The sequence below is a fragment of the Candidatus Woesearchaeota archaeon genome (assembly GCA_018675335.1).
Lineage (GTDB): Archaea > Nanobdellota > Nanobdellia > Woesearchaeales > UBA11576 > JABJCP01.
In genome coordinates this window covers 330,314-348,450 of sequence record JABGYH010000007.1, presented here as the reverse complement: position 1 = coordinate 348,450, position 18,137 = coordinate 330,314, and the positions used below count along the sequence as shown (strand labels likewise).

Here is an 18,137-nt window from a genome sequence, read left to right as displayed (position 1 = left end):
TTTTTGTTTAATGAAATATGAATTTGATTTTTTCAAAGTTAACTGTTTTTTGTAGTCAATAAATTTTAGTTAAATTTTTATTTTTTTTCAGTTAAACTTTTTTTATTTTTTTGCGTTCTTAAGATTCGTCATTTTCCTGATCGTTATCTTTTTCAGAACTCACCTCATCAGTTTCTTCTTCAAGATCGCTTATTTCTTTAAAATGTTCTTCTGGTTCTGTATGTTGTAAAAAATTATTTCTTTCTTTTTCTTTTTTCTTTTTTTCAAGCCATTTGTAAACTGAAGTGTGTGCACTTCCTGCAAGTAAACTTTCAACAGCTTTTCTTGCTATGTTTGTATCTTCAGCACGGCCAATAATTGCAATTGTTTTTCCATATACGCTAATGTTTGTTTCGGTTAAGTCTTCTATGTGTCTTCTTGATTTTCCTTCAGTTCCAATAACTCTTCCTTTTAGTCTTAATGAATCTTTTTTTGATTTGCCTGTATAATCTTGAATATTGACCATATCAAATGTATAATCTCCTTTAAGAAGTAGTTTTGCAAGATCTGGATTAAATCCTCTGGCAATTGCTTTGATTACATCTTTTGCAATAAATATGCCTAAACTATCTTCTCCACTTAAATTCACATCGCCTTCTTTACTGTCTATGTTAATTTTAGTGTTGGTTTCTTCTTCTATCTCGTGCTTAATCTCTCCAGACTTACCTATTAAGACTGCGATTCTTTCTTTTGGTATTTTGATTTCGTGGTGGAATTCCATTTTTTATTTAGCTTCTTTTATCTGTTTTCTTAGGTTTTGTTCGTCTGTTTTTAAACCTATTTTTTTGAAGTGATCACAAATGTTTTTTACATCTCGATCTAACAGTTCTCGTGCCATTGGATTTTGGGTGGTGGTTGATTGTGAAAAGTCAATAAACACTGGATTTTCGCAATCATTGAGTATGTTAAATGCGCTTAAATCTCCGTGCACCAGTCCTCCTTTATAAAGTCTTTTCATTTCCTCTGCGACCTTGTCATAAAATTTAGCAATATCTTGGGGGATTTGATCTTTTAATTTAGGTGCGGGACAGTCTTTTCCAATTTGTTCTAAAACCAGGATGTGTCGTTCACAATGTATTGGTATTGGGACTCTTACGCCTGATTCTCGTGCTTTGAGGAGATTTCTAAACTCTCTTTGAGCCCAAGAAAATACTATTTCTCTTTTCTTTTTTTTCAAGTTGGAATAGCGTGGATCAACTTTGATATATTCATACATTTTATTAAATTCGCAATTTTCAAGTCTGTAAATTTTAAGAATTACTGGTCTACGCTCGTCTTCTGTATCTTCTGAGTCTTTTTCTTCAAGTCCGGTGGCAGTAAAAATGTTTGCTTCTTTTCCAATTGATACTGGACTTTTTATGTGATCGAAGTATTTTCCTTCTAATTTGAATATGAGTCTTTCTGTAAAATCATCAAATACATTTCCTCTAATTTTGAATTTTTCGCGTGTTATTTTTCCCATTTTAATATTTCACTTGAATTTTGGTAGTTTAACCTAGTTTGTTGTGTGTATTTTTAAAGAAGTCCCCTCCCATTTATATCTTTATTTATATATCAAACTAGTGATGAATAGAATCAAACTTTTATGTGTTAGTAAATTAATCAATTTTTATGGCAGTAATTACTGAGGAAGATATTGCTGAAGTTAGATTAGCGCTCATAAAATATTCTGCAGATTATTCTCAAAGGGAGACTGCAGAGTTAATTGGAGTTTCTCAATCGCTAATTCACAGGTTAATTAATGGGAATGTAACTGCACTTCATCCTAAAACTCTGCGCAGGTTACGTAAAAAATTATTTTCGGCACAAGTTCAAGAAAAAAAATATACTTCATTTCAAAAATTAGCGGGAGTTTATGCTCATGATGCATTAAATGGTATTACTTATGTGGGTAGGAGAAAAAATGAAGCGTTGGTAGAGGTTTATTTAGCAAAAACTTTAGATTTAGTTGTGAGTTCGAGTGTGGAAGGGTCTAGTTTGGTTGGGCGTATTTCGAAAAAATATAGTGAATATGTTTCTTCTGGTAATTTAATTGTAATTATGGATTTTGATTTTTCTAATTTGGTTGCAAGTTATCGTATTTGTGATTAAAATATTACAAAACCGCAAGCAACGATAAATACTACTAAACAGTAATAAATAATCGAAACATTTATATAGTTTAATTTTCTAACTTCGAAAACAAAAGTTTATATATGTCATGTTCACTATATAAACTCATAAAACTGCGTAAATGGGTCCTTTTTTGAGCCTGACGTAAGGTCTATCGATGATTTGAAGACACTCTTGCGTGGTACAGCCCGTCACGAGAGTACTCAATTGAGCTGTCGCTAAATGCAAGCGATGAACTTGGGAGTTAGTGTCTCGGGCAACATTTTATTTCATATTTATCATTTAAAAAACAAAAAGGCTTTCAAAGCCGATTTAAAGCGTTATACAAATACAATCAATAAGTTAAATAGAACAAATATTTCATATTCATCATATTCATTAAATTTAATTAATTTAATACATTATTTGTAACAGGTTGTTCTATTTAGTCTTTGAGAAGGAGGTTACTTGCATGCTCACACAGTTTCATTTTGCATTGTTTTTATTGGATGTTAAACAGATTGGATATTTTATCGATTAGATATCAACCAGTTTAGATATTAATTAATATTGGTTAAATTCGTCTAAATTTAATTAAATCCATTGCGCAAATTGAACTGTAACTTTCAAAGTGGGGATCGTAAGTACTTATTCTAATTGATTGTATTTGTTATTTGCAAGATAGAGGAGGATACACATGGCAAAAATTAGTCAAGTAAGTGCAAAATATATAGTCCATTCAACTATTGATATTGAGGGAGTTGTTGATCGCCCTGATGTTGTTGGTGCTATTTTTGGTCAAACTGAGGGTCTTTTAGGATCTGATTTAGAATTAAGAGAACTTCAAAGATCTGGTCGTATTGGCCGTATTGAGGTTAATGTTGAAACAAGAGCAGGTAAAACTACTGGGGCAATTATCGTTCCGTCTTCATTAGATAAAGCTGAAACTTGTATTATTGGTGCTGCATTAGAGATTATTCAAAGAATAGGCCCGTGCAATGCTAAAATCAAAGTTACTAAAATCGAAGATGTTAGAATTTCGAAAAGATCATTTGTTATTGACAGAGCAAAAGAACTTTTAAAGACTCTTGCGGATACGGTTCTTCCTGATTCTCAAGAATTAGCAGATGAAGTTGCTTATTCAGTTAGAGTTATGGAAATTAGAGAGTATGGTAGGGATAGACTTCCAGCAGGGCCATCAATTGATGATTCTGAAGAAATTATTCTTGTTGAAGGTCGCGCAGATGTTTTAAATTTGCTTAAGCATGGTTTCAAAAACGTAATTGCTATGAATGGTTCATCTGTTCCTCAAACAATTATTGATTTGTCCAAAAGAAAAATAATGTGTGCTTTTGTAGATGGAGATCGTGGCGGAGATTTAAACGTTCAGGAATTAATCCAAGTTGCAGAACTTGATTTTGTAACTAAAGCGCCTGATGGGAAAGAAGTTGAAGAATTAACTCAAAAAGAACTTCACAAATGTTTGCGTTCGAAAATTTCAGCAGAACAAGCTAAATTGGACTTTGCTAACAAAAGGCCTATGCCTCGCCCATCTGCGAGTCATCAAGCTGTTCCTCAAAGAAGGTCTGCTCCAGTTCAAAATAATTCTAGAGCACCACCTCAAGGAAGGCAACCATTGCCAAAGCTTAGATCTGCACCTAATCCTAGGTTTGTGAGAAAGCCTGCGCTATCTGAACCAGAAAAGGCAACTTTCAAAAAAATGCTAGAGGATTTAATTGGTACGAGAGGAGCATATATTCTTGATCCAAAGTTAAATATTCTTGGTAAAGTTCCAGTAACAGAGCTTGTTGGGACTATTAAGAGTTTAACTTCTGGCGTTCATGCAATAATCTTAGATGGGATTGTTGACAAAGTTTTAGTTGCAACTGTTGAACGTAGCGAAATCAAATATATTGTTGGTATGGACTCTAAAGTTAAAGAAAGTAGGATAACTATTCTTACTGCGGAAGCTTTAGATAAATAATAACTTAATATTTTTTTTATATTTTTAATTTTTTTTCTTATTTTATTTTTATATTGTTGTAAAATACTAAAATTAATTTTTTTAAATAGTATAAATAATATTTAATTTAGCATAAATAATATTTAATTTAGCATAAATAACATTTAATTTCAAGAAATAGTGTTTTATTTTTTATTTAATCTGTGTGGATGATTTCTATTTCGTATTTTTTCTCTTGAGCTTCAGTTAAACATATATCAAATATTTCGCAATCCAGATTTTCTTTTATTTTTTCTTTAGAATATTTTCGGGTTTTAAGTCTTTTTTTCAATTCTTTTAGATTGCATTTGGTTACATAACACTTTTCTACATATTTTTTTGGCAGTATTTGTGACATGTGACTATCTATAATTAATTTTTTACTACTTGTAGATTCATTTTTTTTTATTTGTTCTATTAGTTTTTTCTTAAGAATTAATTCATCAATAATTTCGCATTGTTTTTCAACGTCATATCCTTGGCTTAATTTTTCAGTTTTAATAAATTTAGTGACATCGATGATTTTGAGTTTTTCTTTGCGAGTAAGTTTCTTCGCAAATGTGGTTTTACCTGTGCCTGGTGTTCCAGTTACAATAATTGCTTTATTATTTTTTAAACTCATAAGAATAAAAAAGATTTTAGGTTATTTAAAACTTATCAATTAATTTGAGTTTAAGTTATTGATTTTAACAATTAGAATTGAAAAATTAACATAATAAATAAAAATAAAAAAATTATTTTTTTAAACAATTACTCAAACTCCTAAGATAACTAAAATTACTGTGCCTAATACTAATATTATAATTGCACTAATGACTTGTACAACGACCACCATAAAGCCATAGTTACTTTTACTTTTGAGTCCGACATAAATTGGAGTTAAAATAAGAGTCACAAGAGTAATCAGCAGTATTATGATAAAACTCAAAGCACCAATTAAGTCATCATATTGATATCCCACAAGGTCTCGCAAATTAACAAGTAAAAATATTTCGAGCCCCCATAAAATTGAAATTCCAATTACGCTTCCAATTCCTGCTAAATAACTTTTTAGTTTTGGTTCTTTTGTTTTCTTAAGTTTTTTAAAACCAATTATTCCGATGAAAAAAACTAAACTGATTAGGCCTAAAATAACAATTATGGGTGTTAGGTTGTAAACTAACCAAGAGTCAGTATAAGTTCCGTAAACATTATATGTTTCCCAAGGATCGAGTCCTCCTGTTTGTTTTGTGTATTGTCCGGTGTATCCAATTCGCGATACTGCTTGAGAAATTTCCCTACTTTGCATTCCTTTTGCACTATCAAAAACGCCGTAATTGTTGTAATATCCTATTTTGCTTTTTCCATTTTTAAGATATAAACCATCAACGACATCTATTGCTACTCGAACGTTTGTTTGATCATGTCCAATTTTTATTGTTTTAAATTCAAACTTTTTATTAAATCCTGGTTGTACGTATCCGTTCGCTTTGTAGTGTAAAATTATGCTTGTACTTTCTAGTTCGCGGGTTGGGTTTGCAAGCTTAAATTCGTAAACATTTGTTTCTGAAAACCCTGTTTTTGAATAATTTATTTTTGCGTAATGTTTTGGGTTATTGTAATAATACTTATTTCTTTGTTCGTCTGTTTGTTCATCTCGATCTGATGCATCATATTCTTGTATTGCATTAATTATTCGAATATTTCCGGGAATTTCGAGAATTATTGTATTCAATTCAGAATTCAAATTAATCATATTTATTTTTGCAATAATTTCTGCTTCCCCTTCTCCATCAAATATTACATTGTAGTTTGCAGTATTTTCAAAGCCAATATTTGGATTTCCTGGATAATGGGTTATTTCTGTGCCGTTAACAAAACTTAACAGTGTTAAACACATAAGTATTGAAATGAGTAAGATTATTTTTTTCATTAGTATCACCAAATACTAGGTAGAACTATTATGTTATTTATTCTGACGAGTAAGCTTTAATTTAGGTTAAAGTTATTATTTTAAAATTGAGAGGTAGTTTAAAAATAGAATAACATAAAAATAACATGATGAGATTATTTTAAGAAAATCGTTTAATTAAATATTTTATCAGTAAATAAATTCCAATTCCTGTAATTGCACCAAAAATAAACCATCCAAAGTAAGTTAGAATATCAACTCCGCACATGTTACTTGCTTGACTGGCAATTGGTGCTGATTTAAAGCTTGCAACTTCTGCAGTCATGACTTGAGCACTTTCAGTTGCCATATCTTGTGCTGCCATTATTTTTGTCGTTGAAATACTTGAGCCAAATGATCCTATGCTTTTTCCAAATAAACTGGCAACAAATCCTAGTGCTCCTGTAATTAGTGCAACGGGGATGATTGTTTTTAATTTTTCTCGTAAACCTTTTTTATCTTCTTCGGGTGCGATGATTACATATTTATTTGCTAGTTTATAGTGATTTATTTCTTTTCCTTTTTCGCTGTAAGTATATTCATCACTTTTGACAAGTTTTGCCTCAACTAATTGTTTTATGCTGTAGTGCACTGTTGAAATCGGCATTTCAAGTTTTTTACTAATCTCGGTTTCTGTACTTCTCTCTTTTCCTGCCAAGTAATCGAGTATTTTTTTGCAGCTAGGATTTTTAATTACGCTTGCAATTTTTTTGGCCTTTTTGTCATTCAAGGACACTAGTAAAAAGTTTCGACTCATGGCTATCTGCTATTCTTTGCTCATTTAAATAGGTTTTCTTAACTTTAAGTTTGTTTAAAGCTTTAAAAAAATAGAAACATTTATATACGATGCTTTTTCTTATTTTCAGAATATAAGTGAGACTTTCAGTTAAATAATTCAGAAAAACTAAATTTTTTCAAGAAATTCAAACAATTTAAACGAAAATCAGACGTTTAAAATGAATTTCAGAGGTTTTAATCTGATTTTCAGAATAAAAGAGGCGATTGTATTTTAAAGTGAAGAAGTACCCAAAGATTGTTCAGTGTGATAAACGCGGGCAAATAGTTATTCCTAAGGACATTCGTGAAGAGCTTGGAATAGGTGAAGGTACGGGCTTTTGGGCATTTTCTATTTCTGATGAAGGTATTCTACTCAAAAAAATTCCACGTGAAGATCTTCCAAGCGATTCTCCAATAATTCAAAAATTAAAAGAAAAATCTGACAAAATTCCACTTAAGAAAAAATCAATTGACAAAGCAGTTGACACTTACAAAAAATCACGATCCAAAAATAATCTCGAGGAGTTATAATAAATTTAATAAATAAGATGAACCTGACTACTAAAGAACAAAAAGAGAAAAGAGGTTTTATGAGATCAAACAAGAATGCAGAACTACTTTCAGTAGTGGCAGTAATAGCTTTGATTGGTTCTTTAATAGCAGCAGCAATAATCCTTCCAGGCGATCCAACAATAACTGGGATGGCAGTCAAAACACCTGGGCAAACTCTTGCCTGTGGTGATACTTTAGCAACTGAAAATGGAGTTTATACTTTAGATGAGGGCTTAGCCTGTACGGGTAATGGATTCTATATAGGTGCAAACAATGTAACTTTGGATTGTGGTGGATTTGAAATTAGTGGCGATTATGCTTTGTATGATCAGGATTATGGCATTAATATTTTTAATGTTGGTTATCAGTGGAATTATACTACAATTAGAAATTGCGATATTTCAGGGTTTGTGATTAATGTAATTTTGTTTGATAATGTGAGATATTCAAATTTTACGAACAATACCTTCCATGATTCTACGGATTCATGCATACATATACAAGGAGATTATAATTTATTTTTTAACAATTCTATATATGATTGTAATACTACTAAAGATCATGCAGTAGTTTTTGATACTAGTGCGGATAATAACAATTTTTCATTTAATATTTTGGATAATGAAGAAAATGGTAAGGTTGACGTTTCGCTTTCAAATGCGGACTCCAATAATTTTGTAGGAAATACTTTTTCAGATATGGAAACTAACATTAATGTGACTGGATCGTCGACAAATAACCAATTTTGGCTAAATACTTTTCTAAGTGGTAATGTTAATGATGTATCTGCAGGAACTAGTTATTATTGTGGGCCTGTAACTTCAGAACTTACTGCGGGAAGATTTACAACTTCATCAAACTATTATGGTAACTATTACGTAGAAGGAGTAGAAATGGATGCCTATCCTTGTAGTAATTTGACTGAAGCATATTCTCCAGAAACTTTGCCTCCTGTTTGTGGCGTAACTGTTATTGGCAACTTAATTTTAACTGAAAATTTAACTCGAGCTACTGGAGAATCTACTTGTTCTGGTAATGGACTCAACATTGGGGAGGATAATCTTAATTTAGATTGTGACGACCATCTTATTCTCGGTGATGGAACCCAGTTTAATTTTGGAGTAGATTTATTTAACAATCCTCATTCCAATATCACCATAAATAATTGTATAATTAATAATTTTTCATATGGTATTGGCGCTTCAAATAATGCAGATTACTTAAGAGTATTTAACACCAATTTAAACAATGTTATTTATGGCATACAACAAGTTGGAGAATATGGTTTATTTGAAAATAATACTATTAATAGCACAACTGGATCGGGAGTTTATTTGCAAGGGGGAAATAATAATAGTTTCATAAATAATGTTTTTATTAATGCTGGAAACTCTAAATATGATTTAGACCTTAATTCTGGAGAATATAATAATTTTTCCAATAATATTTTTTATGGAAATGGCATTTTAGATAATGGCAACAACAACTTCTGTATCAACGGTGTTGGTAATAATTACACATTAACTGCTAAAAATTTCCCTGCATCTTTTGATTGTGGTTATGCTTGGATTGGTGATGGTACTTCTACATTTTGTAATTCTGATTTGACTGTTGAACATACTTATTTGGTTGATAATATTACTAGTTGTTCCACAAATGGTCTTAACATCAATGCTAATAATGTAGCTCTTGATTGCGCAGGTTTTGCTATTCAAGGAATTACTGACAGAGGAATTGAAATTGATCAATATGTGAATAATTCAGTTATTACTAATTGTTTAATTATGGGTAACTTTGACATGGGTGTATTTACTGATGAACCCTCAGTTAATATTTCAATTATTAATAATTCAATATCTGGTTCATCATATGGTATTTATCTTGATTCAAATTTGAGTTTAATTGAAAATAATTCATTCATAAACTCGACTATTTCGGGAATTGGTGTAGTATCCAGTTCTAATATTATTTATAATAATTATTTTAATAGTTCAGGAAATGATCTTGCATTTATTGAGAATAATGAGGGAAATTTAGTTTCAAACAATTTATTTTTGAAAGGAATTGGTGAAGACTATTTAACAAACAACACTTTTTGCCAAAACAACACAGGTAATTTTCATCCGGCAGGTGCAACTATTCCTGATACTGAATGTGGTTTGAAAACGTCTCCTCCAATTGATGCTGCGTTTGAAACTAGTGAGGATGTTGTTAATTTAACTTGGAATTCTGTTGGTAATTTTGATGCAATTACGTATCAGGTTGATCTTTACAAAAATGATACTGGTGTTGAAGGTACTTTTTATGGTTCGGTTACTTTAACAGATACTGAAGTAAATAATTATTTTGAGTGGACTCCGTATAACCAAATTACTTATGGTGATCCGCAAAATACGTCGTTTTATTATAATGTTACTCCGTTAGCATATGGAGTTATTGGTTTTACTAATCAGAGTGATTTTTTTAATGTAAGTAAGGCAACTGATTATGATAACGATTCTTATTTTATTCCTCAAGATTGTAATGATAATAATCCTGCGGTAAATCCGGGCGCATTAAATCATTCAAACTCTTCTGTTGATCATTGTACTGATCTTGCAGATAGACTTATTGATTGGGATTGTGATGGGGATATTGGTTGGGATGAACCTGATTGTGGGGAAGGATTTAATCAAGCAGAGTATACTTATAATTTTACGTTGATTGATGAATTAGACTCTGCAGAAAATGTTTTATTGGAAAACACTTACGGTTCAATTGAATTCCTTGAAACAATTAATTTTAAAAAAATGAATCTTAATTATGCTACAATTGAACAAAATTCAATTAGTGTGGATTCTGTTTTGTTATACAACTTAGCAAACAAACAAGTTCAATTAAATTTAACAAATCTTTCCTACGAACAAATTCCTGCTTTACTTAGGAATGGAGTTTTATGTAATAACTCAATTTGTCCGAGCAGTTCAAGAAATTACACGAATGGAATTTTTTCAACTCAAGTTAATTCATTTTCAAATTATTCAACTACTAATAATAGTAAAATTAATACTTATACTGAAAATGGTACTTTAGAAACTTATCATCGTATTTGGTTTTATGCAAACTATACTAAGTTTTTCATAACTGATCAAGGTAATGATCTTTCAGGACAATCAATAAATGATCAAACAGGAGGAGATGATTTTGCATCAACTAATAATGGTAGTTGTACAATTTCAATTTCTCAATCTTGGAATGGATTATCTAAAATTTCAAATACGCCTATGATTTATGATTCAAATTTTGGAGTTTACAAATTTAATAATTCTGTTACAAATTTTACTGCTCCAGGAGTGTATAATTATAATATTAATTGTACTTCAAATAAATTTGAGAATCAATCGTTATCTTCGACGTTTACTCTTGTTGATGATGTAACTGCACCTATTGCACCTATTTTGTATAAACAAATTTGGTTGCATCCAACAAATCAATCTGATAATTCTACAACAGTTGTTGCGGGTTATTATGATGAGTCTGATATTGAATCAACAATTGTTATTTTAAGAGTTGATGAGGATGAAAATTATGAGTTTAGTGTTGATACTCAAACAAATTCAGAAATTTATTCAACATATGAAGGTGAAAGTATTACCTTAAATTATCATGCTGAAGAAGGTCAAAATGTTGTGTTGGTTGAATGGACTGCTGAGCGTGAAGACGCATTTTTGACATATGATTATGTTACATTTTCAAATCATGATAAGACTTATTTCCAAAGATATGCAATTGATCAGGCTAATAGAACGGGTAATGATATTAGAGTTAATTTTACAGATAATTTAGAATCAATTATTCCTGTGGGAACACAAGTTACTTTGTATTCGACAGAGTATCCTTCAGGACATTTCCAAGCTAATGTTTCTTTGTATGGTGGCGTTAATAGAATCTCTGTTTGGGGTACGGATAAGAAAGGAAATTCTGGTAGTGCTACTGATGATTTTATTAATCATCCAACAGGTCCTGTTGAAGCAATTCCTAAATTGTGGGATTTGCCTAGTGTAGAAAATGAAGATTTTAATGTTATTGGGTATATTGACGAAGAAAGCTTAACCCATTTAAATATTACTGTTGTAATCAAAGATGAGGATAATGAAGTATCATTATTATCTCAAGATGTAAATAATACTTCAAATCAATTAGGTGTATTAAACATTAGTTCAAATCATGCAGAAGGTGCATCTTATGTTTTTGTTTCTCAAGCAGAATATGACTCATTAGATATTAGCGAATCTGCGTGGGCAAATTATTGGGTTGAGTTTTCAAATCATGATAGAACTTATTGGCAAAGATATAATGTAACTGAAATAGAAGATAATCCTGGAGAAGATCCTAGAATAATACTCGATCCTACATTAGAAAGTTCGGTAACAACGTCTGCGGATATGGTAATTCATAGCGCAGAGTGGAGGCATGGATTTTTTAATGTATCAATTAATATTTCTGGAAATTTAACTGCCAATCAAACTAATGAAATTTATGCAGTGGGAGTTAAAAACGAAACTGAAGGATACAAATCAATTTCACAATACGTTTATTATGATGCAGGTGACGCTCCTGTTTTTTATTTGGGTGAAATTTCAAATGTTTCTGCATCAACTGAAACTTTTATTGAGTTTAACGTATCTGATAATAATGAAGTAAATATTTCTTCATTGTGGATTAATGCGTCAAAAGATGATAACTTTAGTATTCATGCAGTTAGTCCTGAATCAGTTAATGATTCTTTGGGATTAAATATGTCTGAATTTGAAGATAATATTTTGTGTTCTGAAATCAATACTTCATATTATTCATGTAATGTTACTTTGGTTTTATTTAATGGAACAAATAATGTTAAGTTTAATGTATCGGATTATATTGGTACTGAAAAAATTAATGTGACTGAAATTAATGTTATACTAACTAATGTCAGTATTGGTTGGGTTAGAGACTATAATAATTGGGATGTGACTAGTAAAAATTGGATTTGGGCTAATTGGACTTTAGCTAGTGGGAGTGAAGATACTGATTTAGATTATTATCAAGTTTCAGTTGGTAAAGATCCAAGTCTTGTTGATAAATTAAATTGGGTTAATATATCAAAACAAACTAAAGAAATTAACATAACTCATACGGGTTCAGAAATAGAATCAGCTTATAATTTTACTTTTTTAACTAATGAAGTTTATTATTTTAATGTTAGGGCAGTTAATTTGGCTGGAGCTACAAGTGCGCCAGTTTCTAGTGATGGTATTTTGTATATTGATGATAGTGCTCCTGCTTGTGAGGGGAATTGCGTGTCACAAGGCGCATCTGCTTGGGCAAATTCACAATCATCCTTAAATGCTTCATGGAATTTTACTGATGCAGAGTCTGAAATTATTGGGTATGAGTATTCAATCGGAACTGGAACTAATGAATGGGAAGCAAGCTTTGATTCAGTTCATCCGCTCACGCAAACAAGTCAAACCTCAGTTTTAGTTTCAAATTTAATTTTGGAAGAAGGAGTAAAATATTATTTTAATGTTAGAGCAAAAAGTGGAAATAGTTTTTCTAACTATAGTAGTGGTTGGTCTGAGTTTTTTTCATCTGCAGGAATAACTACTGATTTCACAGAGCCAGTTGGTGGTGCGATTTCTTATGTGGGAGGCGATTATGATATTGAAAGCGTGGATATTTTTTATAATTCGGGGGGGGATAATGGATCTGGTTTAGATAATGGTTTAGATACGCCCAGTAATTCGGTTGCAGGAATCAAAAATGTTTCTTTGTGGATGGGAACGTCTTCATTACCTGTAGGTCTTAATAATACTTGCCCTCCAATTTATGATTTTAATTTGATTCATTATCTTACTCCTAGTAATGGTCTTGCCGAATCAATTGAAGATGTGAATTTAATTTCTGGTAAGTGTCATGCGTTCAAACTTCATGTTTATGATGGTGCAGGTAACTTAAAAGTATATGATTCGGGGGCAATACAAAAAGTTATGAAATCTGACTTAACTGGGCCTACTTTAATTTCATCTGTTACTGATCAAGGTTTCCAAACTTTTGATAGTTCATATTTGCATGCTAGTTGGACTCCAAGTTCTGATCCTGAAACGGGTATAGATCATTATGCTTGGGAAATTTTGCAGTACAATCCTGAGGATGATCAGTGTGGTGGAGATATTCCTAATAGTTGTCCGGCAGTAAGTGGTGCAAGTGGTAATGTTACTAATTCTGAAGTTTCAGTTAGTGGACTTAGTTTAGATAATCAAATTAAATATTACTTTAAAATAACTCCCTATAATGGTTTTAATAATCCTAATGCTTCAACTTATTCAAATGGTATTATTTATATTGATAATTCTGCACCAACCGCACCGGAAGTTTATCAAATTAATGATGATTCAAATCCTGGCGATGGTTGGATTTTTGTAAATGAAACTGATAAAGATGTTACTATTAATTTCAATGCAGAAGAAGCTAGTGAATGTGTTTTAACTTATGTTGATATTGGGTATAGTAGTAATGAAAATATTCAAGAATGTGATAATTTTACTTTAACTAATTATTCTTGTACTAATACGACTGTAAATAGGTTTAATGTTGGTGGCGAAATTTCAACTGGTGGTCAAGGTAATTTTACTTGGTATATTTCTTGTAGGGATAGTCAGGGAGTTGCTCAAGATCATACTCAAAATACTAATGTTAATTTTATAATTAATTGGCCAGATGCCCCTCAAGTATTTAACGTAACTGTTAATAATTCAGACGGCGAATTTGTTTATGCAGATTCAATTGCGTTTTGTTCTGCAAATTATACGGATCAAGATAATAATGTTGATTCGGCATTGTTTCAGTGGTTTGACGACGGAGTAAACTTTGAGAATTCCACAAATTTATTCCTTTCAGGAAATTTTACTTCTGCTGAATTGAATTTATCAGAATATTCAATAACTCGCGATTCAACTCTTTCATGTGCTGTAAATATTGCTGATGAGACAGAAAGAACTAATAGTTCGTCAGGTTATGTTAGAGTTTCAAATAGTGCTCCAGCAATTCCTGAATTAATTGGAGTTTCAAACAATACTAAAACTAATTCAGATATTATTTTATCTTGGAATTTAACAAGTGACCTTGATGATGATTATTTTATTTACTCAATTGAAATTGATAATGAAACTAGTTTTAATTATTCGGATAATGAGTTGAATAATTTTTCAAGATATGAAATTTTAACGCCGTCCGTTGCAACTATTGCAGATCCAGATGTTTTTGGAGATATTATTGTTTGGGCTGATAATAGGTCGGGTGATTGGAACATTTTTTCAAGAAATATTGTGACTAATAATACTGCTCAAATAACAACAACAACATCTGCAGAAACAATGCCTAAAATCTACAAAAATAAAATTTATTATCAAAAAACAAATGGTGCGCAAAAGGATTTATTAAGTTATGATTTAACAACTTCAAAAAGATCAGAGGTAGTAACTGATTTTAAATCAAACACTTATGATGTTGAGGGGAATAATTTAATTTATGTAAATGATTCAGGAATATTTAATTTTAAATTAGATTCCTTAGAATTAGTTATGATAAATGGGGTTTATGGTGCTGATGCAGTTTCTGTTAAAGGAGGGTCTTTTATTTGGGGTGATGGCAGCTCTGTTTGGATGCATGATTTGCAGTCTAATAAATCTGGTGAAATCTTAAGTTTAGCGGATTCAGAATCTAAGTTATCTATGAAACTGGATTATGCTGGCGACAATTTGTCAGTTTTCCCAATAGTTGTATCCAGTTATTCTGATAATAATGGTGGAACTGCAGTTTATTTTGGAAATAATAATAGTTTTATTTCGTATCCTGAAGAAAATTTTGAAAATAGTTATTTTGGAGATTATTCAATAAATAACAGTTTGGATGGTTTTTTTATAAATCAAAACAACAATCAGTTAATTGACGAATCAGATTCAGTTACTGATTATGGATTTAGTGATAATATTGTAGTTGCAACTAACGGATCTAAAATTTGGATTTATGAACGTGATTTGAAACTTCCAACTTCTATTTTTATCAGCGAACCAACTGGGGCTACTGCTGAAACTTTTGAAGTTGATACATCAAACTCTGAGGATGGAACTTATTATTGGAGAGTTGTTGCTTGCGATAATGCTGTTGCTAACAATTCTTGTGTTTACTCAACTACAAGACAGTTTGAACTTGATAGAACTAATCCCTCGGTAGAATTTGTTTTCCCTGACCAGGATGATATTATTTCGGGAGTAGTGGAATTTCAAACAACAATTACTGATAATAATGCAATTACTGAGAGAACATATCAAGTTAAGTATGCTAATAATACAAATATAACTTATGATAATATGACTGGAAGTTTACCTTCCAATGGAGATATTTTACTAGATTTTTCAGATATTGAAAATAATGTAACGAATTTAACTTTTATTGTGACTGCAAAAGATGAATTCAATAACACTAATCAATCATTTATTAATTTTACAGTTGATAAAAGAGCTCCGCAATTAATATTTGGGATTAATGATACAAATAGCTCTTTTATTGAGAGTGGGCACATATACAACGAAACTAATATTGATTCAGGGTTTCAAGTTACAAATGCAATCAATAGTTCTTTTACTATTTATGATTCGCAAGGTTTAATTAAATTTAAAGAAACTCAAGAAACTGTGTATGCAGAAGATCATAATTACACTGATTTAATTTATGTTGGTGATTGGGCTGAAGGAGAATATGTTATTCAATTAAATGGTGAGAATGGTGCGGGTCCTGCTGAAACCAATCCTGAAAGTAGGGAAGTTTATATTGATCATTCAAGTCCGATCATTGCACAAAATCAAACAATGAATGTTTCAGGTGATGCTATTTTAACGACAGTGGTTGCTAGTGATAGTATTTATCTTTCAGTAAATATTACTGATGAAACGCTAAGTTTAGTAAATATTTCATTTGAGTATCCTAATGGAACGATTGTTTCTAAAGTATCTAGTGTTAACGAAACTCAGAATTCAACACATTACTTAGATAGTGGGATTTATACTTTTGAGGTTGTTGATTTACACAAGTTCATTAATAAAACTTTAAATTGGTCAGTTGTTGCAGTTGATGGTAATAATGATTCAACTGAATTACCTAGTTCAATTTTTATTGAAAGCACACCTCCAATATTTATGGGTGCAGGCATTATTAGTATACTCGAAGACTTGTCTGGTACAATTACGTTAGATGATTTTTTTATTGATCCTGATGAAGATATTGATCCAACAAGTGATAATTTAACTTATGATGTTGTGCCAGATCCTATTGAGTTATTAGATGAAACTTTAACTGTTGAGTTAATTAATAGCACAACTGGAGAATATAATATTACTTTAGGTAATGATTATGTTGAAAACATTACTTTAATTATTAATGTTGTTGATAGCTATTTAATTGGGTTTGAAACTCAGATTAACATATCAATAATCCCTGTTAATGATGCTCCTTACTTTGGAGGTCAAATTGATAATATGTCTCTGACTGAAGATGTATCTAATATAAGTATTAATTTATCTGAAGAATTTTTCGATGTAGATTTGGATAACTTAACTTATGAATATAATTTATCTAATAGTAATTTTACTGTTGTAATTAATGACTCTACTGGAATTGTTAACATAACTCCTCCTGCAAATTATTCTAATAGTGAGGATGAAATTTTGCCAACAATTTCATTTAGGGCTGGCGATTTAATTAATGTTTCAGAGTGGTCTCCAGATATAACTTTAAATGTTACTGCATTTAATGATATGCCTCACATAGCGCCAGTAATAACTTATCCATCATCAGGGGAGGAATATGGTGGCTCAATTAATATTACTTGGGATGCTGCAGAAGATATAGATAATGAATCTTTAGAGTATCATGTGTATTTTGGATTTGATTCGTCTCAAGATATTACTTCATTTACTAATGTGGCCAACACAACCAATAATTGGTATCAGTGGATAAATTCAAGTTACAATGTTGATTATTTCGGAATTAAAATAAGCGCATTTGATGGTTTGAATTATAAAAATTCAACGCCTGTTGTAGTTCAACTAAATGTTTCAACTCCAGGAGTTGATTTATATTCTCCTGTTAATGGGGGAGTTTATGAGTCGTTAGAAATTCCTTTAAATTTCACAGTGGATGAACTTGCTAACTGTACCATTTATCTTGACGGTGTCGTAAATAAAACGTATCTGAACACGTTAGGGAATGATACTACAATTAATGTATCTCAAGGAGAAACGGTATTAAATATTTCTTGTGTGGATAATTTAGGAACTTATGGTGATCCTGATATTGCAACTTTCCATGCACTAGAAGATTTTATTTTCATTGATAATATTTCCTTCGGGTCTGGTTGGACGTTTAATGATAGCGGGATAGATGTTGCACTTACATTATCGTCTAAAAATAATATTGATTCATTTAATTTAACATTTATTCTTCCTAATGGATCTTTATCTCAATATGAAGCTGATGATTTTATACCTGCGATTAGTGATGCAGATATAGAGGGAGATTATAATCTTAGTTTTGATGAGGTTAGTCAGAATGGAACTTATAGTATTTTCATAAATGCATCTGACAATGAATCTAATTTATTTGATGAATCCTACTTGAATGTGTTTTCCTCTTTCGAAAAAGTAGAACAGAATGTTAACGTAAACTAAA

9 protein-coding genes are annotated in these 18,137 nt (G+C 31.0%); 4 read left to right on the top strand and 5 right to left on the bottom strand.

All coding sequences use genetic code 11. From position 1 onward, the window contains the following. Positions 1–118: 118 nt before the first annotated feature. Together HN587_06040 and HN587_06035 are read right to left on the bottom strand one after the other, a co-directional pair. A complete protein-coding gene (locus HN587_06040) occupies positions 119–760 on the bottom strand; it encodes an RNA-processing protein (protein ID MBT7903396.1) in 642 nt (213 codons plus the stop codon). 3 nt (positions 761–763) lie between these two features. Beyond that, complete coding sequence (locus HN587_06035) at positions 764–1,501, bottom strand: serine protein kinase RIO (protein MBT7903395.1); 738 nt, start codon at positions 1,499–1,501, stop codon at positions 764–766. Between the two features lie 149 nt (positions 1,502–1,650). Between HN587_06035 and HN587_06030 the strand changes: the two genes are divergently transcribed. Together HN587_06030 and HN587_06025 are read left to right on the top strand one after the other, a co-directional pair. Continuing rightward, the gene (locus HN587_06030) at positions 1,651–2,130 is read left to right on the top strand and encodes a helix-turn-helix domain-containing protein (GenBank protein MBT7903394.1); all 480 of its coding nucleotides are present in this window, start codon (positions 1,651–1,653) and stop codon (positions 2,128–2,130) included. A 697-nt stretch (positions 2,131–2,827) separates the two neighbouring features. Further along, a complete protein-coding gene (locus HN587_06025) occupies positions 2,828–4,114 on the top strand; it encodes a DNA primase (protein MBT7903393.1) in 1,287 nt (428 codons plus the stop codon). Positions 4,115–4,289: 175 nt separating this feature from the next. On the opposite strand, the gene HN587_06020 is transcribed toward HN587_06025, so the two are convergent. The 3 genes from HN587_06020 to HN587_06010 form a co-directional block, all read right to left on the bottom strand. Beyond that, positions 4,290–4,754: an AAA family ATPase gene (locus HN587_06020; GenBank protein MBT7903392.1), complete on the bottom strand. Its 465-nt coding sequence runs from the start codon at positions 4,752–4,754 to the stop codon at positions 4,290–4,292. Between the two features lie 132 nt (positions 4,755–4,886). Further along, positions 4,887–6,044 (bottom strand): hypothetical protein, encoded by a 1,158-nt coding sequence (locus HN587_06015; protein MBT7903391.1) that lies wholly within the window; start codon positions 6,042–6,044, stop codon positions 4,887–4,889. Between the two features lie 139 nt (positions 6,045–6,183). Beyond that, positions 6,184–6,819, bottom strand: coding sequence for a helix-turn-helix transcriptional regulator (locus HN587_06010; protein MBT7903390.1), 636 nt, complete (start codon positions 6,817–6,819; stop codon positions 6,184–6,186). A gap of 257 nt (positions 6,820–7,076) precedes the next feature. Between HN587_06010 and HN587_06005 the strand changes: the two genes are divergently transcribed. Both HN587_06005 and HN587_06000 read left to right on the top strand, forming a co-directional pair. After that, positions 7,077–7,370 carry an AbrB/MazE/SpoVT family DNA-binding domain-containing protein gene (locus HN587_06005; GenBank protein ID MBT7903389.1) on the top strand — a complete coding sequence of 98 codons (294 nt, stop codon included), beginning with the start codon at positions 7,077–7,079 and terminating at the stop codon, positions 7,368–7,370. A gap of 59 nt (positions 7,371–7,429) precedes the next feature. Beyond that, the gene (locus tag HN587_06000; GenBank protein MBT7903388.1) at positions 7,430–18,136 is read left to right on the top strand and encodes a hypothetical protein; all 10,707 of its coding nucleotides are present in this window, start codon (positions 7,430–7,432) and stop codon (positions 18,134–18,136) included. Position 18,137: the final 1 nt, after the last annotated feature.

Excerpts from the sequence above, each read along its gene's own strand:
- HN587_06040 (MBT7903396.1), bottom strand. The coding sequence starts at position 760 with ATGGAATTCCACCACGAAATCAAAATACCAAAAGAAAGAATCGCAGTC.
- HN587_06035 (MBT7903395.1), bottom strand. The coding sequence starts at position 1,501 with ATGGGAAAAATAACACGCGAAAAATTCAAAATTAGAGGAAATGTATTT.
- HN587_06030 (MBT7903394.1), top strand. The coding sequence starts at position 1,651 with ATGGCAGTAATTACTGAGGAAGATATTGCTGAAGTTAGATTAGCGCTC.
- HN587_06025 (MBT7903393.1), top strand. The coding sequence starts at position 2,828 with ATGGCAAAAATTAGTCAAGTAAGTGCAAAATATATAGTCCATTCAACT.
- HN587_06020 (MBT7903392.1), bottom strand. The coding sequence starts at position 4,754 with ATGAGTTTAAAAAATAATAAAGCAATTATTGTAACTGGAACACCAGGC.
- HN587_06015 (MBT7903391.1), bottom strand. The coding sequence starts at position 6,044 with ATGAAAAAAATAATCTTACTCATTTCAATACTTATGTGTTTAACACTG.
- HN587_06010 (MBT7903390.1), bottom strand. The coding sequence starts at position 6,819 with ATGAGTCGAAACTTTTTACTAGTGTCCTTGAATGACAAAAAGGCCAAA.
- HN587_06000 (MBT7903388.1), top strand. The coding sequence starts at position 7,430 with ATGAGATCAAACAAGAATGCAGAACTACTTTCAGTAGTGGCAGTAATA.